This is a genomic window from Acidovorax sp. SRI_002 (assembly GCF_057586455.1).
Map to the genome: position 1 here is coordinate 469,624 of NZ_JBYCZW010000005.1, position 21,643 is coordinate 491,266.

Here is a 21,643-nt window from a genome sequence, read left to right on the forward strand (position 1 = left end):
GGTGCAAAGCGCCATGAGCCGCGACAATGGCAGCCGCCATGACCACACCGCCCGCACCACACACGCCAGACATCCCTCCATCGATTGACCAGTTCGACCCGGACTCGACGGTCGCATTCCAGCGGCGAATGGAGCGGGCTCCTGAATGGTTCTGCTCCTTCCTGGCGGGAAACAGCCGCGAAAAGAGCCGCCTCAAGCGCGAGATGGCAACAATGAAGGGCTCGGTGGTGTGGCTGGTGCAGCAGCGCCGCCAGGGCAACTGGGATGCCGCAGAGCGCGCCCATTTGCGGGATGTGATGCGGTCAGCCTCGTCCGTGAGTCCCTACCTGTTCATCTGGGTGATTCCGGGCTCGATGCTGATCCTGCCCTTCATGGCCTGGTTTCTGGACCGGCAGCGCAAGCGGCGCGAGCGCAAGCTACAGCGTTGAAGAGCTCTTCACGAGCCCTCATTCAGAACCCGTTGTTGGTAACAGCCACCAGCAGACCGGTGCCCACCAGCCCCGCCTGCCAGCGCAATGCGGTGGACCAGGTGGGCACATGCCGCTCCACCCGCAGGTAGAGCAGGCGCCCGGCGGCGAGGGACAGGACAAACGCCAGCAGCATGCCCAGTGCATTGGGCACCGGCGAAGCAGGCCACAAGTGGCTGACCACGGCATTGACCAGCAGGCACACGGCAAAGTGCACGAGGAAGATGGAGTAAGACATCTGCCCCACGCGAACCAGCGGCGCAAAACCGCCCCAGGCACGCAGACGTTCGGACCGCAACGCCACCACCAGGCACAGCGCCGTGACGAGCGCCACCACGATGCGGCCCCGGAAGTCCAGCGCCAGGGCCACACCGCCCAGCAGCACCATGGCGCTCAGCCACCCCACCGGGCTGGCTGCGCGCACAGCCCAGTACGCCAGCATGCCCAGGCCATAGGCACCCAGGAAGTAGATCGCCCACATGTCGAGCCCGGCCATGCGGTTGAAAACCCACAGCGACGCCGCCACACCTGCCACGATGAGCACCCGGGCCAAAACAGCCCCGTGCCGCTGGGCCCACACGCCCGGCAGGGCTCTGACGCCCGCCCAGAGCAGCACGCTCAATGCAAAAAGCTGGAAGTCGATGGCCACATACCAGACACCGGCAGACAGGGCATCTTCGTCCACGATGTCCTGCAGCAACAAGGCATTGGCCAGCAATTGCGCCAAGGTGGGTTCTCCCGGAACAGAAGAGTGCTCCATCCAGGGGCGCACCAAGGCGGCCACCACCACCGTCAGCAACAACGCCACCGCGTAGGGAACCACCAGCCGTACAAAACGCTTGGCCACTGCATTGCCAGCATGGTCAAACCGCGCCACGCCCTGGGGCGCCAGGCTGGCTGCGGCAAGGTAGCCGCCCAGCACCAGAAACACCTGCACCGCCATGCGCCCATAGTCATACAGCCAGGCCATCAAGGCGGGGGCGAGAGGCTGGGCGATGTCCGACATCGGGCCATAAAAGGCCAGGTGGTGCCAGACGATGGTGATGCACGCCACGCCCTTGACCATATCGATCAGGGGCATACGGGAAGGAGACGAAGACATGGGAGCGGGGAGGTATGGCATGTGCCGAGGCGGGGCCGCACCGGCAGACAAAAACCTCTATTGTCCCCCGCATCCAGCAGTTTGCGCAGCCCTAGAGCCTGCCGCAGTACCCCGCCTTCTGAAGGTGCAATTTCCTGAATTTTCAGAAATTACTGAAATTTCAAAAATCAAGCGCACAATACGTGCCTATATGACCTACGTCAACCATTTACCCCCTCTGAACCGCCAGTTCGTGGCCCACTTTGGCGAGATGGGCAGCCGCTGGGGCATCAACCGCACGGTCGGCCAGATGTATGCACTCATCTTCCTGTCTCCTCGCCCGCTCAACGCCGACGAGATTGCTGAAACGCTGGAGTTTTCGCGCTCCAACGTGAGCATGGGGCTCAAGGAGCTTCAGGCCTGGCGGCTGGTGAAACTGAGCCACCAGCCGGGCGACCGGCGCGAATACTTCGAGGCACCCAAGGACGTGTGGGAGATCTTCCGTGTGCTGGCCGAGGAACGCCGCCGCCGCGAGATCGAACCCACCTTGTCGATGCTGCGCATGGCGCTACTCGAAGAGCCCTCCTCCGATGAAGAGCGCCACGCCCAGGAACGCATGCGCGAGATGCACGAACTGATCGACCGGCTCATGACATGGTTCGACGACGTGCAGCGCCTGGCGCCTGAAACAGCGATGCAGCTCATGGGCATGGGCACCGCCGTTACCCGGGTGCTCGAATTCAAGGACCGGCTGACCGGCAAGGGCAGTCACTCGCCAAAGAGCAATCCCTCAGGAGTTTGACGCCATGGACGCCTTCACGCTCTCGCGCATCCAGTTCGCGGCCAACATCAGCTTTCACATCCTGTTCCCCACCATCACGATTGCGCTGTGCTGGTTTCTGGTGTTCTTCCGCCTGCGGCACACGGCCACGCGCGGCACACCGGCGGCGCTGGGCTGGGAGCAGGCCTACTACTTCTGGACCAAGGTGTTTGCGCTGACCTTTGCGCTGGGCGTGGTGTCGGGCATCACCATGAGTTTTCAGTTCGGCACGAACTGGCCGGGCTTCATGGAGCATGTGGGCAACATTGCCGGACCGCTGCTGGGCTATGAGGTGCTGACGGCGTTCTTTCTGGAGGCCACCTTCCTGGGGATCATGCTGTTTGGCCGGGGGCGCGTGTCCGAGCGCATGCACCTTGTCGCCACGCTCATGGTGGCTTTTGGCACCACGCTGTCGGCTTTCTGGATCTTGAGTTTGAACTCGTGGATGCAGACGCCCGTGGGCTACGAGATCATCGATGGCAAGTTCCACGCGGTGGACTGGCTGGCGATTGTGTTCAACCCGTCCTTCCCCTACCGACTGGGCCACAAGCTGCTGGCATCGGCCCTCACGGCAGGCTTCTTGATCGCCGGGGTGAGTGCCTGGCAGTTCATCAAGGGCACGGCCAACGAAGGCACGCGCAAGGCCCTGCGCACGGCCATCACCGCCGTGGCCGTCGTGATCCCGCTGCAGATCTTCATGGGCGACCTGCATGGTCTCAACACGCTGGAGCACCAGCCCGCCAAGATCGCCGCCATCGAGGGCATCTGGCACACCGAGAAGGGTGCGCCACTTACGCTGTTTGGCCTGCCCAACGAGAAGGAAGGTCGCACCGACTACGCCTTGCAGATCCCCAAGGCGGCCAGCCTGATCCTGGCGCACGACGTCGACGCCGAGCTGAAGGGGCTCAACGAATTCCCAGGCGCCCATCCGCCCGTGGCGCCCGTTTTCTGGGGGTTCCGCGTGATGGTGGGTGTGGGCCTGCTCATGCTGGCCGTGGCCTGGGTGGGTGCTTTTGTGCTGTATCGCCGCCGCAAGCAAGACCTGGCCACCCTGCCCCGGCCACTGCTCTACACGCTGGTGGGTATGGCGTTCTCAGGCTGGGTGGCCACGCTGGCCGGGTGGTACGTGACCGAAATCGGTCGCCAGCCTTACCTGGTCTATGGCCTTTTCAAGACCGCCGACGCCGTGGCCCCCCACGCGCCCGCCATGGTGGCCAGCACGCTGGCTGCCTATCTCATCGTCTATGGGCTGCTGCTGGTGGCCTATGTGGGCGTGATCAAGTACATGGCCGAACACCCAGCCATGCCCACACCGGCGGCGTCCCATCCCGCGCCAGCCCCTCGCGCCGTTTAAGGAGGCCTCCATGGACGCAATGAACTGGGCCACCGCCCTGCCCCTGATCTTCATGGCCGTAATGGGCCTGGCCCTGCTGGCCTATGTGATCCTCGACGGCTACGACCTGGGCGTGGGCATCCTCCTGCCCTTTGCCACCGATGCGGAGAAGGACGTGATGGTGTCCAGCATCGGCCCTTTCTGGGACGCCAACGAGACCTGGCTGGTGTTGGGCGTGGGGGTGCTGCTCATCTGTTTTCCGACCGCGCACGGCGTGGTGCTGTCGGCCCTGTACCTGCCGGTAGCCGTGATGCTGGTGGGCCTGATACTGCGCGGCGTGGCTTTCGACTTTCGCGTGAAGGCCCGCGACTCGCACAAGACCACATGGAACCGCCTGTTTGCGGCAGGCTCTCTGGCGACCACCCTGGCCCAGGGCTGGATGCTGGGGGCCTACATCACCGGCTTTCAGAACGACACCTGGGGCCTGCTGTTTTCTGCAGGCATTGCCATCACCCTGCCTGCGGCCTACGCGATGCTGGGCGCGGGCTGGCTCCTCATGAAGACCGATGGCGAGCTTCAGCGCAAGGCCGCCCGCTGGGGCCAGGGTGCGCTGTGGCCCATGGGGTTTGCGCTCATGGGGATTTCGCTGGCCACGCCGCTGGTCAGCCCCACGGTGTTTGCCAAGTGGTTTGTACTGCCCGAGCTGTTTGCGCTGCTGCCCATCCCGCTGGCCTGTGTGGCAGCCTTCTTTGCCATCCGCCATGTGCTGGCCACGCCGCGCGTGGTGCAGGCCGGCTACGGCTGGATCGTGTTCGGGGCCACCGTGCTGATCTTTGTGCTGGCCTTCCTGGGACTCGCCTACAGCATCTATCCCTACATCGTGATCGACCGCCTGACAGTGTGGCAGGCCGCCAGCGCCACGGAATCGCTGGTGGTGATCGGCATCGGCGTGGCCATCACGCTGCCAGCGATCATTGCCTACACCATCTTCATGTACCGGGTGTTCTGGGGCAAGGCGCGGGAGCTGACATACGGGTTGTGAAACCTCCGCTCAATACCGCAGACTCCCTTCCGCGTCCACAATGGCCAGTTCCACATAAGTCGAGCCGTTGTGGCTCTTGGGCGAGTATTTGACGTTAAAGCGCCCAAAGGATATTTCACCGGCATCCTCCATCGTCTTGATGAAAGACTCCGTGGTCAGGTTGCGCCCCGTGCGGCGCAACCCCTCCACCAGCAGCCGGGCATGCACGAATCCCTCGAACTGCGAAGCCGAAGGCTGGGCGCTGGGGGACTTGGCGCGCAGCAGGGCCAGGTATTCGGCCACCACGGGCACCGTGGTGCTGCGCAGCGACGGCATGATCTGCGCGAGGATGATGCCGCGCGCCTTTTCTTTAAGTTCGCGGTGGATCACGTCCATGCTGGCTACAGAGAACCCGTAGTACGCGGGCCGCGCCGCTGTCGATTGCACGGCCTTGATGTAGCTGGTGAACGTGGTTCCTGCGGTTGCAACGATCACGGCCTGGGGCTGTGCCTTTTCGGTGGCCTGCGCCGCAGCAGCGAAGTCCGGCTGTTTGGGATCTACCTTGATCTCCGCCACGAAGGCCAGCTTTTCCTCATCGGAGGCTTTCTTGAGTTCGGCCAGCAAGGTTTTGCCCAGCCCGTCGTCCTGGTAGAACACGGCCACGCGGCTGATGCCCTGCTGGCGCAGCTGCGAGACGATTTTTGCAGCCTCGCTCGCATACCCTGCGCGCACATGAAAGACGTAGGGGTTGAGGGTTTCCCGAAACACCGAAGCGCCCGTGACCGGGCCAAACAGCAGGGTGCGGTGCTCCTTGATCAGGGGCAATATGGCGGCCGTCTGCGCCGTGCCGGTGCTGTTGTAGATCATGAAGACCTTGTCGGTCTCCAGCAGCTGGCGCGTGTTCTCCACCGCTTTCTGGGGATCGAAGCCGTCGTCAAGTGTGGTGTATCGGATCATGCGGCCATGCACGCCGCCCTGCGCATTCACCGCGTCGAACATGAGCCGCGAGCCCTCGCCATACTGCGCAGTCTGTGGCCCGAGCGGCCCCGACAGCACCGCCGATGCGCCGAGACGGATTTCATCGGCGGTCACGCCCTCGTTGCGGGCATGGCCCAGGCCACCTGTGCACAAGGCAACCAGCAGCACCAGAAAAGAACGAAACATCACGCACCCACCTTGCAAAGAATGTGCTGACCGAGCAACCCAAGCACACGCGATTTGGTTATTGATCATCATTATCCGCAGCCACCAGAACAGGCTTATGGGGGTTTGCCCTTGCCTCGGGAGCGCCAGAAACAGCTTCGCCCGCAGTGCACACCAGGCGCACTGCGGGCGAATGAAGCCCTCTTGCCCAAGGCCACCACGCCCTGGGCAGCGGCGGCGGTGTGGAGTCCAAAAAGCTCAGCGCAGCATCAGAGCTTGAGGCGCGCGCGCGCAGCCTCGTACTCGCGGCGCAGCTTGCCCACCAGCTCGGCGGTGCTGGTCACGGCGTTGATGGCACCAATGCCCTGGCCGCAGCCCCAGATGTCTTTCCAGGCCTTCTTGGCATCGCCGCCAAAGTTCATCTTGCTGGGGTCGGACTCGGGCAGGTTGTCGGGGTCCATGCCCGCAGCGCGAATCGACGGAGCCAGGTAGTTGCCGTGCACGCCGGTGAACAGGTTGCTGTAGACGATGTCGTCGGAGTTGCCGTCCACGATGGCCTGCTTGTAGGCATCGCTGGCACGCGCTTCGTGTGTGGCGATGAAGGCCGAGCCGATGTAGCCAAAGTCTGCACCCATGGCCTGCGCGGCCAGCACGGCGTCGCCGCTGGCGATGGAACCACTCAGCGCTACGGGGCCGTCGAACCACTGGCGGATTTCCTGGATGAGCGCAAACGGGCTCTTCACACCCGCATGGCCGCCCGCACCGGCGGCCACGGCGATCAGGCCATCGGCGCCCTTTTCAATCGCCTTGTGGGCAAACTTGTTGTTGATGATGTCGTGCAGCACGATGCCACCCCAGGCATGCACGGCCTGGTTCACATCCTCGCGCGCGCCCAGGCTGGTAATGATGATCGGCACCTTGTACTTTGCGCACACCTGCATGTCGTGCTCCAGCCGGTCGTTGCTCTTGTGCACGATCTGGTTGATGGCAAAAGGCGCGGCCGGCTTGTCGGGGTTGGCCTTGTTGTAGGCAGCCAGCGTCTCGGTGATCTCGGCCAGCCATTCGTCGAGCAGCTCAGCGGGGCGGGCATTGAGCGCGGGCATGGAGCCCACCACACCCGCCTTGCACTGCTCAATGACGAGCTTGGGGTTGCTGATGATGAACAGCGGCGAGCCGATGACAGGCAGCGAGAGGTTTTGCAGCGCGGCGGGCAGTTTGGACATGGCAACAACTTCCTGAACAGGTTTTTGGATGAAATAGGGCTCTAGCGCTTATTCATCAAGCGCTAGCAGCTATCATTTTTATATCAATGAGCTGCCCGCTCTGCGGGCAGTCCGTCTCCTCACAACACGCTCAACCTTCAAAAGGCTTCCAGCGCCAACTCGGTAACGCTGGCCGCGCCTTCCACAATGCTGTCGCGCAGGCCCGGGGCCTTCACCAGGATGTGATCAGCGTAGAACTGGGCCGTAGTGATTTTTGCGCGCATGAACGCTTCGTCCTGTCCCTTTTGCAACAGGTCCTGTGCCACCAGCAGGCTGCGCGCCAGCTGCCAGCCCGCCACCACATTGCCCGCCAGCATCAGGTAAGGCACGCTGCCCGCAAACACGGCGTTGGGCTGGGCCTTGGTGCCACCGGCCACAAAGTCAATCACATCGAGCAGCGCCTTGCGCGCCGCCGTGAGGCGCTTGGCCACTGCCAGCGCGGCGGGGGTGCCGCTGGCCAACAGATCGGCCTCGGTCTTCTCGATCTGTGCGGCGATGCCCTTGGCCACTTGGCCGCCGTCGCGCGCCGTCTTGCGGCCCACGAGGTCGTTGGCCTGGATGGCGGTGGTGCCTTCGTAGATGGTCAGGATCTTGGCGTCGCGGTAGTACTGGGCCGCGCCGGTTTCTTCGATGAAGCCCATGCCGCCATGCACCTGCACGCCCAGGCTGGTCACTTCCAGGCTGGTCTCGGTGCTGTAGCCCTTGACCAGCGGCACCATGAATTCATAGAACGCCTGGTTCTGCTTGCGCGTTTCCGCATCGGGGTGGTGGTGGGCTGCATCGAACGCTGCTGCGGCCACGGTGGCCATGGCACGGCAGCCTTCCACGGTGGCGCGCATCGTCATGAGCATGCGCTTGACGTCGGGGTGGTGGATGATGGCGGCGCTGGCATTGATGCTGCCGTCCACGGGGCGGCTCTGCACGCGGTCTTTGGCGTACTGCACGGCCTTCTGGTAGGCGCGCTCGGAGATCGCAATGCCCTGCATGCCCACGGCGTAGCGGGCCGCGTTCATCATGATGAACATGTATTCGAGGCCGCGGTTTTCCTGGCCCACGAGGTAGCCCACGGCGCCGCCATGGTCGCCAAACTGCAGCACGGCCGTGGGGCTGGCCTTGATGCCCAGCTTGTGCTCGATGCTCACGCAATGCGCGTCATTCCGCGCGCCCAGGCTTCCATCCTTGTTGACCATGAACTTGGGCACGACGAAGAGGCTGATGCCCTTGACGCCCTCAGGCGCGCCCTGCACGCGGGCCAGCACCAGGTGGATGATGTTCTCGGCCATGTCGTGCTCACCGTAGGTGATGAAGATCTTGGTGCCGAAAATCTTGTAGGTGCCGTCGGGCTGGGGTTCTGCACGCGTACGCACCAGGGCCAGGTCTGAGCCCGCCTGGGGTTCGGTCAGGTTCATGGTGCCGGTCCATTCGCCGGTCACCAGCTTTTCAAGGTACGTGGCCTTGAGCTCGTCACTGCCTGCGGTGAGCAGCGCCTCAATGGCGCCATCGGTCAGCAGCGGGCACAGCGCAAAGCTCATGTTGGCGCTGTTGGTCATCTCGATGCAGGCCGCGCCGATGGTCTTGGGCAGGCCCTGGCCGCCAAAGTCGGCGGGGTGCTGCAGGCCTTGCCAGCCGCCTTCGCCATACTGGCGGAAGGCTTCCTTGAAACCGGGGGTGGTGGTGACCACGCCGGATTGAAAGCTCGATGGATTCTTATCGCCTTCCCAGTTGAGCGGCGACAGCACCCCTTCATTGAACTTGGCGCACTCTTCCAGCACGGCAGCCGCCGTGTCCAGGCCGGCGTCTTCAAAGCCGGGAATCTGCGCAATCTGTTCAATGTTGGCCAGGTGCTCGATGGCGAACAGCATGTCCTTGACGGGGGCGGTGTAGCTCATGGGTGTCTCCGGGAAAGCGAAATTTCGTCAAAAAAAAGGCATCGCGAGCGATGCCTTTGTGCGCACAGTGGCGTTCTTACAGGGCCTTCACCAGCTCCGGCACAGCCGTGAACAGATCCGCTTCCAGCCCATAGTCGGCCACGCTGAAGATCGGCGCCTCAGGGTCCTTGTTGATCGCCACGATCACCTTGGAGTCCTTCATGCCCGCCAAATGCTGGATGGCGCCAGAGATACCCGCTGCGATGTACAGCTGCGGCGCCACGATCTTGCCGGTCTGGCCCACTTGCCAGTCGTTGGGGGCGTAGCCTGCGTCCACTGCGGCCCGGCTGGCACCCAAAGCGGCGCCCAGCTTGTCGGCCAGCGGCGTCATCACTTCGTCGAACTTTTCCTTGCTGCCGAGGGCTCGGCCACCGGAGACGATGATCTTGGCGGCCGTGAGTTCGGGGCGGTCGCTCTTGGCGATTTCGCTGCCCATGAAGCTGCTCTTGCCAGCGTCTGCGGTGGCTGCGGCGGTTTCAACGGCTGCGGAACCGCCCGTGGCGGCTGCGGCGTCAAAGCCCGTGGCGCGCACGGTGATGACCTTTACGCTGTCGGCGCTTTGCACGGTAGCAATGGCGTTGCCGGCGTAGATGGGGCGCTCGAAGGTGTCGGCAGAAATCACCTTGGTGATGTCGCTGACCTGCGCCACGTCCAGCTTGGCGGCTACGCGGGGGGCCACGTTGCGGCCGCTGGCGGTGGCGGGGAACAGGATGTGGCTGTAGTTGCCTGCGATGGCGAGCACTTGCGCGGCCACGTTCTCGGCCAGGCCGTGTTCGAGGCCAGGGGCGTCGGCGTGGATGACCTTGGCGACACCGGCGATCTGGGCGGCTGCGGCGGCGGCTGCACCGGCGTTGTGGCCGGCCACCAGCACGTGCACGTCGCCACCGCAGGCCACAGCGGCCGTCACGGTGTTCAGCGTGGCGCCCTTGATGGACGCGTTGTTGTGTTCAGCAATAACGAGTACCGACATTTAGATCACCTTCGCTTCGTTCTTGAGTTTTTCAACGAGTGCCGCTACGTCGGCCACCTTGATGCCAGCACCGCGCTTGGCGGGCTCGGTCACCTTCAGGGTCTTCAGGCGCGGAGCCACGTCCACGCCGAGGTCTTCGGGCTTGACGGTATCGAGCTGCTTTTTCTTGGCCTTCATGATGTTGGGCAAGGTGACGTAGCGGGGCTCGTTCAGGCGCAGGTCGGTGGTGATGACCGCTGGCAGTGTCAGGGCCAAGGTTTCCAGGCCGCCGTCCACTTCACGCGTCACGCTGACCTTGTCGGCCGACAGTTCGACCTTGTTGGCGAACGTGGCCTGGGGCAGGTCGGCCAGGGCCGCGAGCATCTGGCCGGTCTGGTTGGCGTCGTCGTCGATGGCTTGTTTGCCCAGGATGATGAGACCGGGCTGCTCTTTGTCCACCAGGGCCTTGAGGATCTTGGCCACGGCCAGGGGCTGCAGCTCGACGTCGGTTTCCACCAGGATGGCGCGGTCTGCACCGATGGCCATGGCGGTGCGCAGGGTTTCCTGGCACTGGGCCACGCCGCAGGAGACTGCGATGACTTCGGTCACCAGGCCTTTTTCTTTCAGGCGCACGGCCTCTTCGACGGCGATTTCGTCAAAGGGGTTCATGCTCATCTTCACGTTGGCGATGTCCACACCCGTGTTGTCCGACTTCACGCGGACCTTCACGTTGTAGTCCACCACGCGCTTGACAGGGACCAAGACCTTCATTGCTGCGGCTCCTAGAGTTGGTTGAATTGACGTTTACGTAAACTGGAACATTCTATGCGGCACTGCAACGAAAGCGCTACGGGCCCAGCACACAGATCACACGATTAGAAAAAAGAACGATCGTGCTTTTTGTGGATTATAGGCGAGTGCGCGCAGCACCTGTCTAGAGTTTGCTGTCGCCTTGGGCAACCTGCAGCTGCCGGACAAGCGGGCAAGGCTACTCAGAACCCGCCAGTGCGCGGGCCACCGCCGCATTCGACACAGCAGGGGGCAGTGCTCCCTCGACCTGTACATGCATGACCCGCTGCGGATAAGGGATTTCGATCTTGTGGGCGCGCAGTGCACTCAGGATGGCGCGGTTGATCTCCGAGCGCAGGCCCAGCGAACCGTTCTCGGGGTCGGCAATCCAGAAGCCCACGGTGAACTCCAGCCCATCGGCACCAAACGCCGACAAGGACACACTGGGCGCTGGATCGCGCAGCACACGGCTGCTGGCAAAGGCGGCCTCGCCCAGCAGCCGCGTCACCAGGTCCACATCGCTGTCATAGCCCACGCTCACCACGGTGGACAACCAGACGCGGGGGTCCGCCAGCGACAGGTTTTCCACCCGCTGGATGATCAGCATCTCATTGGGCACGATGGACTCGCGGCCCGTGGACGAGCGCACCACCGTGTAGCGCGCATTGATATCGGTGATGCGCCCCTCGAAGTTGTCCACCCGCACGTTGTCGCCAATGCGCATGCTGCGCTCGGCCAGGATCACAAAACCGCTCACATAGTTGGACGCCAGCTTCTGCAGGCCAAAGCCAATCCCCACCCCCACAGCGCCGCCCAGCACAGACAACGCGGTCAGGTCAATGCCCACTGCCGACAGGGCCATGATGAGCCCGACGAAGATCAGCAGCGCCCGCACGGCATTGCTCACGGCCTTGCGCAGCGACAGCTCGGCCCCGGTGGCCGAGCGCAGCAGGCGCGACTCGATGGCGGCAGATATCCAAAGCGCGATCAGCAGCACGGCAGCAGCCGTCAGTGCCCCTTCAATCATGGTGCGCACCGACAGCGTGGCGCCTCCCACCTTCCAGTGGATCTGGTCCAGCTCTTCGAGCACCAAGGGCAAGAGCCCTGTGACCCACAGCACCATGCCCAGCCAGGCCAGCCACGAGATGGAGCGTTCAATCGGCCGCACCCAGGCGGCATCCGGGTAGGCCACCTGCAGCACCTTCACCCCGATGCGGATGACCACCAGCGACACCAGCACCGGCACGGCGACCTTGAACACGGCCAGCGGAACCCACTGCAGCAGCACGGTGCGCGCCACATAAGCCAGGCTCAGCAGCGCCAGCGGAAACAGTGCGCCATCGACAATCCGCGTGCCGAACAGGATGGAGCGCGGGTCACCCCGGTGCAGCCCACGCTGCAGCAGCGACACCAGCAACCAGGCCAGGCCCAGGCAGGCGGCCAGGGCGGCAAACTCCACCAGCACCGTGGGTCGAAGAAACGCCTCGGCCCAACGGCCCACATCTTCCAGCATGGGGGTTTCTGTCGTGGCCATGGCTCTCAGCGCTTCCAGGTAGGCTGGCGCTTTTCGGCGAAGGCGCGCGCGCCTTCCTGCGCGGCGTCGTCCATCATGTTGGTGGCCATGGTCTGGCCCGCCAGCTGGTAGGCCGCATCGATGCCCAGCTCCCGCTGCTGGTACACCAGCGCCTTACCCATGGCTACGGCCACGCGGGGCTTTTGCAGGATGGACTCCACCAACTTTTCGACCTCGGCATCCAGCGCATCGGCGGGCACCACACGGTTCACCAGACCCTGCGCCAGCGCGGTGGGCGCATCGATGAAATCGCCGGTGAGCAACATTTCCATAGCCCGCTTGGCGGGCACATTGCGCACGAGCGGCACGCTCGGCGTTGCGCAGAACAGACCGTAGTGGATGCCACTGGTGGCAAAGCTGGCGCTGTCGGCCGCCACCGCCAGGTCGCACTGCGCCACCAGCTGGCAGCCCGCCGCCGTCGCCATGCCCTGCACCCTGGCGATCACGGGTACTGGCAGCTTGTGGATGGTCAGCATCATGCGGCTGCATTGCGCAAACAGCTTCTGGTAGTACGCCAGCTCCGGGTTCGCCGCCATGTCCTTGAGGTTGTGCCCGGCACAGAAGGCCTTGCCTGCTGCGGCCAGCACCACCACCCGCACGGACTCGTCGCGGCCCGCATCGTCCAGCGCCTGTTGCAGCGCAGAGAGCATCTCTGCACCCAGCGCGTTGAATCGGGCCGGGTCGTTCAGGGTCAAGGTGACCACGCCACGGGCGTCGCGGGTGGTCGTCAGCACATCATCGAAGTTCTTTGTCGTCATAGTTTGCTCCTCTCAGCCATCTGCACGCCGACTGAAACTGGCACTGCCCAGGCGGGGGCCGCCGCGCAAGGGCCGCCCCGCCGCGCTGGCGGCGTCCCCCTTCCGCATCGCGCAGCGATGCAAGAGAAGGGGGAAGCGGCGAAGCCGCTCAGGGGGTTGGTCACAAATCCGCGAGGACCCGCAAATGTGCCTCCACACTGCGCGCCAGCGGCCCCATCACATAGCCGCCCTCCAGGCACGACACGATGCGGCCCTTGGCATAGCGGCGCGCCACGTCCTTCACACGCTGGGTGATCCAGGCGTAGTCCTGCTCGGTCAGGCCCAGCTGGCCCATGTCGTCCTCGCGGTGGCCGTCAAAACCCGCACTCACAAAAATCATCTCGGGCTTGAAGGCTTCCAGCCGGGGCATCCACATCATTTCGATGATCTCGCGGATGTCCATGCCCCGCGTGTACGCGGGCACGGGCACGTTGACCATGTTCGGGGCGGGATCATGGTCGCCGCTGTAGGGGTAGAACGGGTGCTGGAAGATGCTGACCATCAGCGCCCGGGGGTCATTGGCCAGGATGTCCTCGGTGCCATTGCCGTGGTGCACGTCAAAGTCCACCACCGCCACACGCTGCAGGTTGTAGCGCTGCAGCGCATATTTGGCCGCCACAGCCACGTTGTTGAAGAAGCAGAAACCCATGGCCTTGTCGCGGCAGGCATGGTGGCCGGGGGGACGCACCGAGCAGAACGCGTTTTCCACCTCGCCCGCCATCACGGCATCGGTGGCGGCCAGGGCCGCCCCCGCAGCGCGCAGCGACGCCTTCCAGGTGTGGGCGTTGATGGAGGTGTCGGTGTCGATCTGCGCGTAGTTGGGGCCGCCAGCCATCAGCTCTTCGTTGAGCCGGTCGGACAGGCCGCGCAACGCCGCAATGTGCATGCGGCCGTGGGCCAGCTCGATGTCGGCCAGCGAGGCCTCGGGGGCGTCGTAGCGCTCCAGCGCGTCGGCCACGCCGGTGATCAGCAAGCGATCCTCAATGGCGTCCAGCCGTTCGGGGCATTCGGGGTGGCCCGGGCCCATCTCGTGCTTCCAACAATCCCGATGGGTGAAATAGCCCGTCTTGCTCACAGTCTTGTCCCCGCGTGTCGCATTTTTCTCAATTTTTCGGATAACGTCATGCCATGAACGCACAGCACAAAATCAAATCACTTCTGGATCAGCTTAACACGGTGATCGTGGGCAAACAGGCCCAGGTCCAGGACTGCGTGGCCTGCCTGCTGGCGGGGGGGCACCTGCTGATCGAAGACGTGCCCGGGGTGGGCAAGACCACCCTGGCCCACGCCTTGTCACGCACCTTCGGCCTGCAGTTCTCGCGCGTGCAGTTCACGGCCGACCTGATGCCCAGCGACCTGACCGGCGTGTCGGTGTACGAACGCGGCAAGGAAGCCTTCGTGTTCCACCCCGGCCCGGTGTTTGCCCAGGTGCTGCTGGCCGACGAAATCAACCGCGCCAGCCCCAAGACGCAAAGCGCGCTGCTCGAAGCCATGGAAGAAAAGCAGGTGTCGGTGGAGGGCGAAACCCGCGCCCTGCCCCACCCGTTCTTCGTGATCGCCACGCAGAACCCGCACGACCAGCTGGGCACCTTCGCGCTGCCCGAGTCGCAGCTCGACCGCTTTTTGATGCGCATCTCCATCGGCTACCCCGACCGCGCCGCCGAACGTGTGCTGCTGGCGGGCGCGGACCGGCGCGACATGGTGGACACCATGCTGCCCCTGCTGTCCGACGAGGAACTGGCCGAGCTGCAGCGCCAGGTGCAGGCCATCCACACGGCCGATCCGCTGCTCAACTATGTGCAGGACCTGATTGCGGCCACCCGCTCGGGCCGGTGGTTTCTGCAAGGGCTCTCGCCCCGCGCGGGCATTGCCCTGGTGCGCGCGGCCAAGGCGCAGGCCCTCATCAGCGGGCGCGACTATGTGGCGCCCGATGATGTGCAGGCGGTGCTGCCCCAGACCATTGCCCACCGCCTGGTGCCCGTGGGCGACGCCGGACGCGGTGCGGTGGAGCAGGTGCGCGCGATGGTCGAAGCGGTTCCGTTGCCCTGACCCATGGAATCCGCCACCCCACCGCCCCTCCCACCCCTTGCGCGCTGGCGCAGCCTGGCCGCCACGCTCAACCCATTTGCGCCGCTGCGCCGCCGCTTCCAGCGCTGGTGGCAGGCGCGCCTGCCGCTGAGCGACACGCTGGCGCTCACGCAGCGCAATGTCTACATCCTGCCCACCGGTTCGGGCTGGATGCTGGCGTTGACGCTGATCGTGCTGCTCATCGCGTCCATCAACTACCAGCTCAACCTGGGCTACCTGCTCACCTTTTTGCTGGCGGGCAGTGCGGTGATCGGCATGCACATCTGCCACGCCAACCTGCGCGGCCTGACCCTGCACCTGAAAGCACCCGAGCCGCACTTCATGGGCAGCAGCACCGCGTTTGACATCCAGCTGTCCAGCGAGCGCAAGACCCCGCGCTACGGCATCGCCCTGTCGGTGCACGGCACGGGCAAGGAGGCGCAAAAGGAACCCCATCATTGGGCCTGGACCGACGTGCCAGCGCAAGGACAGTCCAGCGTGCAAGTCGCTTTCAAGCCCGAGCGCCGGGGCCTGCACCGCGTTCCCACATTGACCGCCGAGACGCGCTTTCCGCTGGGCACCTTCCGCGTCTGGACCTACTGGCGCCCCGCTGCCCAGGTGCTGGTCTACCCCGCACCCGAAACACCGACACCGCCCCTGCCGTCTGGCGAACCGCGCGCGGGCGGAGCGGGCAACACGCCCACACAGGGCATTGGCGAATTCGACGGTGTGCGCGCCTACCGCCGGGGCGATCCGCTCAAGCTCGTGGTCTGGAAGAAGGCCGCCAAGTCGCTGGCCACTGGCACCGACGACCTGGTGAGCCGCGACGCCCAGCAGGCCCAGCGGCACGAGCTGTGGCTGGACCTGGCCCGTGCCTCACTGCCCGACCACGAGGCCCGCATCTCGCGCCTCACCGCCTGGGTGCTGCAGGCCGACCGGCTGGGGCTGGACTATGGCTTGCGCCTGCCGGGTGTGGAGATCGCCCCGGACACGGGGGCGGCCCATCGCAGAAATTGCCTGGAGGCACTGGCATTGTGCTGATTCGTCCCTCAAAATTTAGATCAAACTGGCACCTTGCGCTTGCTAGAAAAGCGCAGAAAGCTACATTTTTGATAGCAAATCAATCACCACCTGTCGGGCGTGCCCCCTTGCCATGAACCTGCGACAGACCCTTGTTTCCCTGCCTCGCGACGCCCGCGACACGCTTTTTCTGCTGTTCGTGATCGTCTGGGTGATCGCGCCGCAGGTGTCCAACCTGCCGGTGTGGACCAGCCTTCTGGCTGGCGGCCTGCTGCTGTGGCGCGGCTGGCTGGCCTGGACGGGCCGCCCTCTGCCCGGCCGCTGGACAGTGGCCGCCCTGCTCCTGGTAGCGGTGGCAGGCACGCTGTTCACGCACCGCACCATACTCGGGCGGGATGCGGGTGTCACCCTCATCGTCATGCTGCTCGCCCTCAAGATGCTGGAGCTGCGCGCACGCCGCGATGCCATGGTGGTGTTCTTCCTGGGCTTCTTCACGATGCTCAGCAATTTCTTCTTCTCGCAATCTCTGCTGACTGCCGCCGCCATGCTGGTGGCGCTGCTGGGGCTGCTCATGGCACTGGTCAATGCCCACATGCCGGTAGGGCGCCCGCCGCTGGCGCAGACCTTTCGCATGGCGGGCACCATGGCCCTGCTGGGCGCGCCCATCATGGTGGCGCTGTTCATGCTGTTCCCACGCATGTCACCGCTGTGGGGCATGCCCGGCGAAAACCTCTCCGGGCGTAGCGGCCTGTCGGGCACGATGAAGATCGGGGACATGGCCGAGATCGCACTGGATGAGCGCGTGGCCATCCGCCTGCGCTTTGAGGGGGCGCCCACCGATGTGCCTGCGCAATCCACGCTGTACTTTCGTGGACCCGTCATGACCGCGTTCGATGGCCGGGAATGGCAGGCCGAGCCCTTCCGCGAAGACAGCGCCTGGGCCGCACGTGCAGCCCTGCCCGCCAATCTGCAGGTCAGCGGCCCGGCGGTGCGCTATGAAGTAACGCTCGAACCCCAGCGCCAGCCCTGGCTGATGGTGCTGGAGGCGACCCCCGAGGCGCCCCAGCTGCCCAACAACATGCAGGCCTACATGACGCAGGATCTGCAGTGGATGACCGCACGTCCCATCACCGAGGTGATGCGCTACCAGGCCGTGAGCTACCCGGAATTCCGCCATGGCCCGCAGCAGTCGGTGCGGCAGTTGCGCGTGTACACCGAGCTGCCACCGGGCTTCAATCCGCGCACCCTGGAGCTGGCGGCACAGATGCGGGCAGACCCTGCACTGGCGAACGCCCGCACGGAAGTTCTGGTGAATGCCGTCCTGCAACGCCTGCGCACAGGGGGCTACAACTACTCCCTCGATCCAGGCGTCTATGGCCAGCACACCGCCGACGAGTTCTGGTTTGACCGCAAGGAAGGCTTTTGCGAACACATTGCCTCGGCCTTCGTGGTGCTGATGCGCGCGATGGATGTGCCAGCACGCATCGTCACGGGCTACCAGGGCGGCGAGCGCAACCCCGTGGATGGCTACTGGACGGTGCGTAACGCCGATGCCCATGCCTGGTCCGAAGTCTGGATGGAGGGGCGTGGCTGGGTGCGTGTAGATCCCACAGGCGCCGTCTCGCCGAACCGCGTGGGCCAGTTCCAGCGTTTGCGCGCGCCCCAGGGTGCGTTCGCCAACGCCTTGGGCACTCTCAGCCCGGGCATGGTGCAGAACCTGCGGGCCGTGTGGGAAGCCGTCAACAACGGCTGGAACCAGTGGGTGCTCAACTACACCCAGAGCCGCCAGATGGACCTGCTCAAGGCGCTGGGGTTTGAATCTCCCAGCTGGCAGGACCTCACCACCGTGCTGGGCAGCCTGGTCATCGCGGCTGCACTGGGTGGCATGGGCTGGAGCCTTTGGGAACGTGCCCAGCACGACCCCTGGCTGCGGCTACTGGCCCGCACGCGCCAGCGCCTGGCGCGCGCCGGCCTGACGCTGCCCGAAACCCTGCCCCCTCGCGCCATGGCCGAACGGGTGCGCGCGCACTTCGGCCCGCAGGCTGCTGGGGTGGCAGACTGGCTGCTGCGGCTGGAACGCCTGCGCTACGCCCCCCACCCCGACACCGAACTGGGAGCCCTGCGGCGCGAGTTTCGCGCACTGCCCTGGCCAAACCGATGAATCCCCCCTGAGCGGCTTCGCCGCTTCCCCCCAAGGGGACGATGCCCTTGCTGCGGGGCGGCCCTTGCTTGGCATCCCTGGCCTGGGTCGCGTCGGTTTCGGGGCGCAGGGACAAAACAAAGTAACGAACAACCCAAATGAAGAAGACAGCTCCATGGATCACAACAGCTATATTTTTGATAGCTGCTTGCGCACTACCAGTAAGCGCTAGCCCGCAAAAATCCTCCAAAACCAGCATCACAAAGCAAAAGCCAGCCGTGCTCTACGCATCGCGCCCCGAGGCGCTGCAGTTTGCCGACGACCTGGCTGCGCGCCGCGACCTGGACCGCGAATGGGTGCGCCAGGCCATCGGGCAGGCGCATTTTTTGCCGCAGGTGCCCCGGCTCATGCTGCCGCCACCCAAGGGCACGGCCAAGAACTGGCGCGTGTACCGCAGCCGCTTCATCGACCCCATCCGCATCCGCGCCGGCCAGCGGTTCTGGCAGGAGAACCAGGCCATGCTGGAGCGGGCCGAGCGCGAGTACGGCGTGCCTGCCGAGATCATCGTGGGGATCATCGGCGTGGAGACCATCTACGGCCAGCAGATGGGCACGTTCCGCGTGATGGACGCGCTGGCCACGCTGGCGTTTGATTTCCCATCAGCCCATCCTCGCGCCAAGGAGCGCACCGAATTTTTCCGCCGCGAGCTGGAGCAGTTCCTGAGCCTCACCAACCGCAGCAACACCGACCCGTTCGAGCCGCGCGGCAGCTACGCTGGTGCCATGGGCCTGGGACAGTTCATGCCGTCGAGCTGGGTGCGTTACGCCGTGGACTATGACGGCGATGGCCGCGTGGACCTGTTCAACAGCCCGGCCGACGCCATCGGCTCGGTAGCCAACTACTTCCGGGGCCACGGCTGGACGCCGGGCATGCCCACGCACTTTGGCGTGCAGTTCGACACGGCACGGCTGCAGATGGATGACCTGCTGGCGCCCGACATCCTGCCCACCTTCAGCGTGGCCAGCATGCAAGCCAAGGGCGCTGTGCTCGACGCGGCTGGCGTACAACACAACGGCCCGCTTGCGCTGGTGGAGCTGCAAAACGGCGCAGAGGCGCCGAGCTATGTGGCGGGCACCGAAAATTTCTACGCCATCACCCGCTACAACTGGTCGAGCTACTACGCGATGGCGGTGATCGAGCTGGGCCGCGAAGTGGCGGCGGCGCGCGCGCGCTGACCCGCGCAGGCGCACCGGGGCGTTTTTTGGGGGAGGCGCTGCGGCGCACCGCAGGCCCGGCAGGAGGACGGCCGGACGGCCGATGCGGGGTTTGGCGGCGCCTGCAAGCGCGCTTGCGCAAGTCAGTCCACAATGCCCGGCTTGGACCGCTGGCCCGGCAGCCCTGCAGCAGCGGCACACCTCTTTGCCCACCCCCACCCACCCCTTTTCTTCATGCCTGTATCACCTTCTCCAACGCCCGCTGTGGACGCCATCGTCCGGGTGCGCGGCGTGAGCAAAACCTACGCGGGCGGCTTTCAGGCGCTCAAGAACATCGACCTGGACATCCGGCGCGGCGAAATATTTGCCCTGCTCGGGCCCAACGGCGCGGGCAAGACCACGCTCATCAGCGTGATCTGCGGCATGAGCAATGCCACGGCCGGCTCCATCACCGCAGACGGCCACGACACCGTGCGCGACTACCGCGCCGCCCGCGCGGCCATTGGCCTGGTGCCGCAAGAGCTGCACACCGATTCGTTTGAAACCGTGTGGGCCACAGTCAACTTCAGCCGGGGCCTGTTTGGCAAGGCGCCCAACCCGGCGTTCATCGAGAAGATCCTCAAGGACCTGTCGCTGTGGGACAAGAAGGACAGCAAGATCCTCGCGCTGTCGGGCGGCATGAAGCGCCGCGTGCTGATCGCCAAGGCGCTGTCGCACGAGCCCAAAATCCTGTTTCTGGACGAACCCAGTGCTGGCGTCGACGTGGAGCTGCGCCATGACATGTGGCGCCTGGTACGCGAGTTGCGCGACGCGGGAACCACCATCATCCTCACCACCCACTACATCGAAGAGGCCGAAGACATGGCCGACCGCATCGGTGTGATTCGCAAGGGTGAGCTGATCGTGGTGGAAGACAAGGACGTGCTGATGCGCAAGCTGGGCAAGAAGCAGCTCACGCTGACCCTGCAGCAGCCGATGGACCAAGTGCCCGACGCGCTGGCACGCTGGCCGCTCGTGCTGAGCCAGGGCGGCACCGCGCTGACCTACACCTTCGACACGCAGCAGGAGGACACGGGCATTGCCGCACTGTTGCGCGCACTGGCCGAGCACGGCATTGACTTCAAGGATCTGCACTCCAGCGAAAGCTCGCTCGAAGACATCTTTGTGAGCCTGGTGCACCAGGACACCCCTCAGCAGAAAGCACCCCAAGCATGAACGGCCTGAACTGGCATGGCGTCAGCGCCATCTACCGCTTTGAGATGAACCGTGCGTTTCGCACCTGGATGCAGAGCCTGATCGCACCCGTGCTCACCACCGCGCTGTACTTCATCGTCTTTGGCTCCGCCATCGGCTCACGCATGGGCGACATCGGCGGCGTAAGTTACGGCGCCTACATCATCCCCGGGCTGCTCATGCTGTCGCTGCTGTCCGAGAGCATCTCCAACTCGGCCTTCGGGATCTACATGCCCAAGTGGTCGGGCACCATCTACGAGCTGCTCAGCGCGCCGGTGAACTGGGTGGAGGTACTGCTGGGCTACGTGGGCGCGGCGGCCAGCAAGTCGCTGCTGGTGTCGGTGCTCATCCTTACCACGGCCCGGGTGTTTGTGCCCTACGAAGTGGCGCACCCGGTGTGGATGGTGGGTTTCCTCGTGCTCACCGCCGTCACGTTCTGCCTGTTCGGTTTCATCATCGGCCTGTGGGCCGACAGCTTCCAAAAGCTGCAGGTCATCCCACTGCTGGTCATCACGCCGCTGACCTTTCTGGGCGGGGCGTTCTACAGCATCAACATGCTGCCACCGTTCTGGCAGACCGTTTCGCTGTTCAACCCGGTGGTCTATCTCATCAGCGGACTGCGCTGGGCGTTCTACGGCCAGGCAGATGTCCACATTGGCGTGAGCACGGGCATGACGCTGGTGTTCATGGCCGCGTGCCTCGTCGTGGTGTGGTGGGTGTTCAAGACGGGGCGCCGCATCCGGCGTTGAGCCCGCCGCCCCAAAAACATTCAGGCTGAGCCCTTCGGCGGACTCAGCGTGAACGGT

19 protein-coding genes are annotated in these 21,643 nt (G+C 64.7%); 10 read left to right on the forward strand and 9 right to left on the reverse strand.

Annotation, left to right across the window (positions count from 1 at the left end; translation table 11 throughout):
- The first annotated feature begins 38 nt into the window (after window positions 1–38).
- Window positions 39–428: a hypothetical protein gene (locus tag AC2YJX_RS16495; protein WP_055394290.1), complete on the forward strand. Its 390-nt coding sequence runs from the start codon at window positions 39–41 to the stop codon at window positions 426–428.
- Between the two features lie 22 nt (window positions 429–450).
- On the opposite strand, the gene AC2YJX_RS16500 is transcribed toward AC2YJX_RS16495, so the two are convergent.
- Complete coding sequence (locus tag AC2YJX_RS16500) at window positions 451–1,569, reverse strand: acyltransferase family protein (RefSeq protein WP_121422631.1); 1,119 nt, start codon at window positions 1,567–1,569, stop codon at window positions 451–453.
- Window positions 1,570–1,759: 190 nt separating this feature from the next.
- Here AC2YJX_RS16500 and AC2YJX_RS16505 point away from each other — a divergent pair, with 190 nt between their 5' ends.
- Genes AC2YJX_RS16505 through AC2YJX_RS16515 form a run of 3 tightly spaced genes read left to right on the forward strand, consistent with a single transcriptional unit; the run spans window position 1,760 to window position 4,743 of the window.
- Window positions 1,760–2,350 (forward strand): GbsR/MarR family transcriptional regulator, encoded by a 591-nt coding sequence (locus tag AC2YJX_RS16505; protein ID WP_121419442.1) that lies wholly within the window; start codon window positions 1,760–1,762, stop codon window positions 2,348–2,350.
- 4 nt (window positions 2,351–2,354) lie between these two features.
- Window positions 2,355–3,722, forward strand: coding sequence for a cytochrome ubiquinol oxidase subunit I (locus tag AC2YJX_RS16510; protein ID WP_487256671.1), 1,368 nt, complete (start codon window positions 2,355–2,357; stop codon window positions 3,720–3,722).
- A gap of 10 nt (window positions 3,723–3,732) precedes the next feature.
- On the forward strand, window positions 3,733–4,743 hold the full coding sequence (locus AC2YJX_RS16515) for a cytochrome d ubiquinol oxidase subunit II (RefSeq protein WP_121419440.1): 1,011 nt from the start codon (window positions 3,733–3,735) through the stop codon (window positions 4,741–4,743).
- A gap of 9 nt (window positions 4,744–4,752) precedes the next feature.
- On the opposite strand, the gene AC2YJX_RS16520 is transcribed toward AC2YJX_RS16515, so the two are convergent.
- The 8 genes from AC2YJX_RS16520 to AC2YJX_RS16555 form a co-directional block, all read right to left on the reverse strand.
- Window positions 4,753–5,886, reverse strand: a complete 1,134-nt coding sequence (locus AC2YJX_RS16520) for an ABC transporter substrate-binding protein (RefSeq protein WP_121419439.1) — start codon at window positions 5,884–5,886, stop codon at window positions 4,753–4,755.
- A 248-nt stretch (window positions 5,887–6,134) separates the two neighbouring features.
- Complete coding sequence (locus tag AC2YJX_RS16525; RefSeq protein ID WP_055394253.1) at window positions 6,135–7,088, reverse strand: NAD(P)H-dependent flavin oxidoreductase; 954 nt, start codon at window positions 7,086–7,088, stop codon at window positions 6,135–6,137.
- A 137-nt stretch (window positions 7,089–7,225) separates the two neighbouring features.
- Window positions 7,226–9,016, reverse strand: a complete 1,791-nt coding sequence (locus AC2YJX_RS16530) for an acyl-CoA dehydrogenase (RefSeq protein ID WP_487256672.1) — start codon at window positions 9,014–9,016, stop codon at window positions 7,226–7,228.
- 76 nt (window positions 9,017–9,092) lie between these two features.
- A complete protein-coding gene (locus tag AC2YJX_RS16535; RefSeq protein WP_121507083.1) occupies window positions 9,093–10,025 on the reverse strand; it encodes an electron transfer flavoprotein subunit alpha/FixB family protein in 933 nt (310 codons plus the stop codon).
- Window positions 10,026–10,775 carry an electron transfer flavoprotein subunit beta/FixA family protein gene (locus AC2YJX_RS16540; protein WP_487256673.1) on the reverse strand — a complete coding sequence of 250 codons (750 nt, stop codon included), beginning with the start codon at window positions 10,773–10,775 and terminating at the stop codon, window positions 10,026–10,028.
- A gap of 217 nt (window positions 10,776–10,992) precedes the next feature.
- A complete protein-coding gene (locus tag AC2YJX_RS16545) occupies window positions 10,993–12,327 on the reverse strand; it encodes a mechanosensitive ion channel family protein (RefSeq protein WP_487256674.1) in 1,335 nt (444 codons plus the stop codon).
- Between the two features lie 5 nt (window positions 12,328–12,332).
- The gene (locus AC2YJX_RS16550; RefSeq protein ID WP_487256675.1) at window positions 12,333–13,124 is read right to left on the reverse strand and encodes an enoyl-CoA hydratase; all 792 of its coding nucleotides are present in this window, start codon (window positions 13,122–13,124) and stop codon (window positions 12,333–12,335) included.
- Window positions 13,125–13,284: 160 nt separating this feature from the next.
- Window positions 13,285–14,190, reverse strand: a complete 906-nt coding sequence (locus AC2YJX_RS16555) for a histone deacetylase family protein (RefSeq protein WP_121507086.1) — start codon at window positions 14,188–14,190, stop codon at window positions 13,285–13,287.
- Window positions 14,191–14,291: 101 nt separating this feature from the next.
- On the opposite strand from AC2YJX_RS16555, the gene AC2YJX_RS16560 reads away from it, so the two are divergent.
- The 6 genes from AC2YJX_RS16560 to AC2YJX_RS16585 all read left to right on the forward strand — a co-directional run bounded on the left by AC2YJX_RS16560 (window position 14,292) and on the right by AC2YJX_RS16585 (window position 21,586).
- Window positions 14,292–15,212, forward strand: coding sequence for an AAA family ATPase (locus tag AC2YJX_RS16560; protein WP_010460095.1), 921 nt, complete (start codon window positions 14,292–14,294; stop codon window positions 15,210–15,212).
- Between the two features lie 3 nt (window positions 15,213–15,215).
- Window positions 15,216–16,271, forward strand: a complete 1,056-nt coding sequence (locus tag AC2YJX_RS16565; RefSeq protein ID WP_121419432.1) for a DUF58 domain-containing protein — start codon at window positions 15,216–15,218, stop codon at window positions 16,269–16,271.
- Between the two features lie 112 nt (window positions 16,272–16,383).
- A complete protein-coding gene (locus AC2YJX_RS16570) occupies window positions 16,384–18,411 on the forward strand; it encodes a transglutaminase TgpA family protein (RefSeq protein ID WP_228900095.1) in 2,028 nt (675 codons plus the stop codon).
- A 137-nt stretch (window positions 18,412–18,548) separates the two neighbouring features.
- Window positions 18,549–19,625 (forward strand): lytic murein transglycosylase B, encoded by a 1,077-nt coding sequence (gene mltB / locus AC2YJX_RS16575; protein WP_487256676.1) that lies wholly within the window; start codon window positions 18,549–18,551, stop codon window positions 19,623–19,625.
- A gap of 213 nt (window positions 19,626–19,838) precedes the next feature.
- Window positions 19,839–20,819: an ABC transporter ATP-binding protein gene (locus AC2YJX_RS16580; RefSeq protein WP_228900101.1), complete on the forward strand. Its 981-nt coding sequence runs from the start codon at window positions 19,839–19,841 to the stop codon at window positions 20,817–20,819.
- The gene (locus AC2YJX_RS16585) at window positions 20,816–21,586 is read left to right on the forward strand and encodes an ABC transporter permease (protein WP_369801391.1); all 771 of its coding nucleotides are present in this window, start codon (window positions 20,816–20,818) and stop codon (window positions 21,584–21,586) included. The genes AC2YJX_RS16580 and AC2YJX_RS16585 overlap by 4 nt, the downstream gene beginning before the upstream one ends.
- Window positions 21,587–21,643: the final 57 nt, after the last annotated feature.

What these genes read in the sequence shown, in the direction of transcription:
- AC2YJX_RS16580 (WP_228900101.1), top strand. Translation starts at nt 19,839, where the DNA reads ATGCCTGTATCACCTTCTCCAACGCCCGCTGTGGACGCCATCGTCCGG.
- AC2YJX_RS16520 (WP_121419439.1), bottom strand. Translation starts at nt 5,886, where the DNA reads ATGTTTCGTTCTTTTCTGGTGCTGCTGGTTGCCTTGTGCACAGGTGGC.
- AC2YJX_RS16540 (WP_487256673.1), bottom strand. Translation starts at nt 10,775, where the DNA reads ATGAAGGTCTTGGTCCCTGTCAAGCGCGTGGTGGACTACAACGTGAAG.
- AC2YJX_RS16525 (WP_055394253.1), bottom strand. Translation starts at nt 7,088, where the DNA reads ATGTCCAAACTGCCCGCCGCGCTGCAAAACCTCTCGCTGCCTGTCATC.
- AC2YJX_RS16545 (WP_487256674.1), bottom strand. Translation starts at nt 12,327, where the DNA reads ATGGCCACGACAGAAACCCCCATGCTGGAAGATGTGGGCCGTTGGGCC.
- AC2YJX_RS16565 (WP_121419432.1), top strand. Translation starts at nt 15,216, where the DNA reads ATGGAATCCGCCACCCCACCGCCCCTCCCACCCCTTGCGCGCTGGCGC.
- AC2YJX_RS16585 (WP_369801391.1), top strand. Translation starts at nt 20,816, where the DNA reads ATGAACGGCCTGAACTGGCATGGCGTCAGCGCCATCTACCGCTTTGAG.
- AC2YJX_RS16510 (WP_487256671.1), top strand. Translation starts at nt 2,355, where the DNA reads ATGGACGCCTTCACGCTCTCGCGCATCCAGTTCGCGGCCAACATCAGC.
- AC2YJX_RS16515 (WP_121419440.1), top strand. Translation starts at nt 3,733, where the DNA reads ATGGACGCAATGAACTGGGCCACCGCCCTGCCCCTGATCTTCATGGCC.
- AC2YJX_RS16550 (WP_487256675.1), bottom strand. Translation starts at nt 13,124, where the DNA reads ATGACGACAAAGAACTTCGATGATGTGCTGACGACCACCCGCGACGCC.
- AC2YJX_RS16530 (WP_487256672.1), bottom strand. Translation starts at nt 9,016, where the DNA reads ATGAGCTACACCGCCCCCGTCAAGGACATGCTGTTCGCCATCGAGCAC.
- AC2YJX_RS16505 (WP_121419442.1), top strand. Translation starts at nt 1,760, where the DNA reads ATGACCTACGTCAACCATTTACCCCCTCTGAACCGCCAGTTCGTGGCC.
- AC2YJX_RS16560 (WP_010460095.1), top strand. Translation starts at nt 14,292, where the DNA reads ATGAACGCACAGCACAAAATCAAATCACTTCTGGATCAGCTTAACACG.
- AC2YJX_RS16500 (WP_121422631.1), bottom strand. Translation starts at nt 1,569, where the DNA reads ATGTCTTCGTCTCCTTCCCGTATGCCCCTGATCGATATGGTCAAGGGC.
- AC2YJX_RS16495 (WP_055394290.1), top strand. Translation starts at nt 39, where the DNA reads ATGACCACACCGCCCGCACCACACACGCCAGACATCCCTCCATCGATT.
- mltB (WP_487256676.1), top strand. Translation starts at nt 18,549, where the DNA reads ATGAAGAAGACAGCTCCATGGATCACAACAGCTATATTTTTGATAGCT.
- AC2YJX_RS16535 (WP_121507083.1), bottom strand. Translation starts at nt 10,025, where the DNA reads ATGTCGGTACTCGTTATTGCTGAACACAACAACGCGTCCATCAAGGGC.
- AC2YJX_RS16555 (WP_121507086.1), bottom strand. Translation starts at nt 14,190, where the DNA reads ATGGGCCCGGGCCACCCCGAATGCCCCGAACGGCTGGACGCCATTGAG.
- AC2YJX_RS16570 (WP_228900095.1), top strand. Translation starts at nt 16,384, where the DNA reads ATGAACCTGCGACAGACCCTTGTTTCCCTGCCTCGCGACGCCCGCGAC.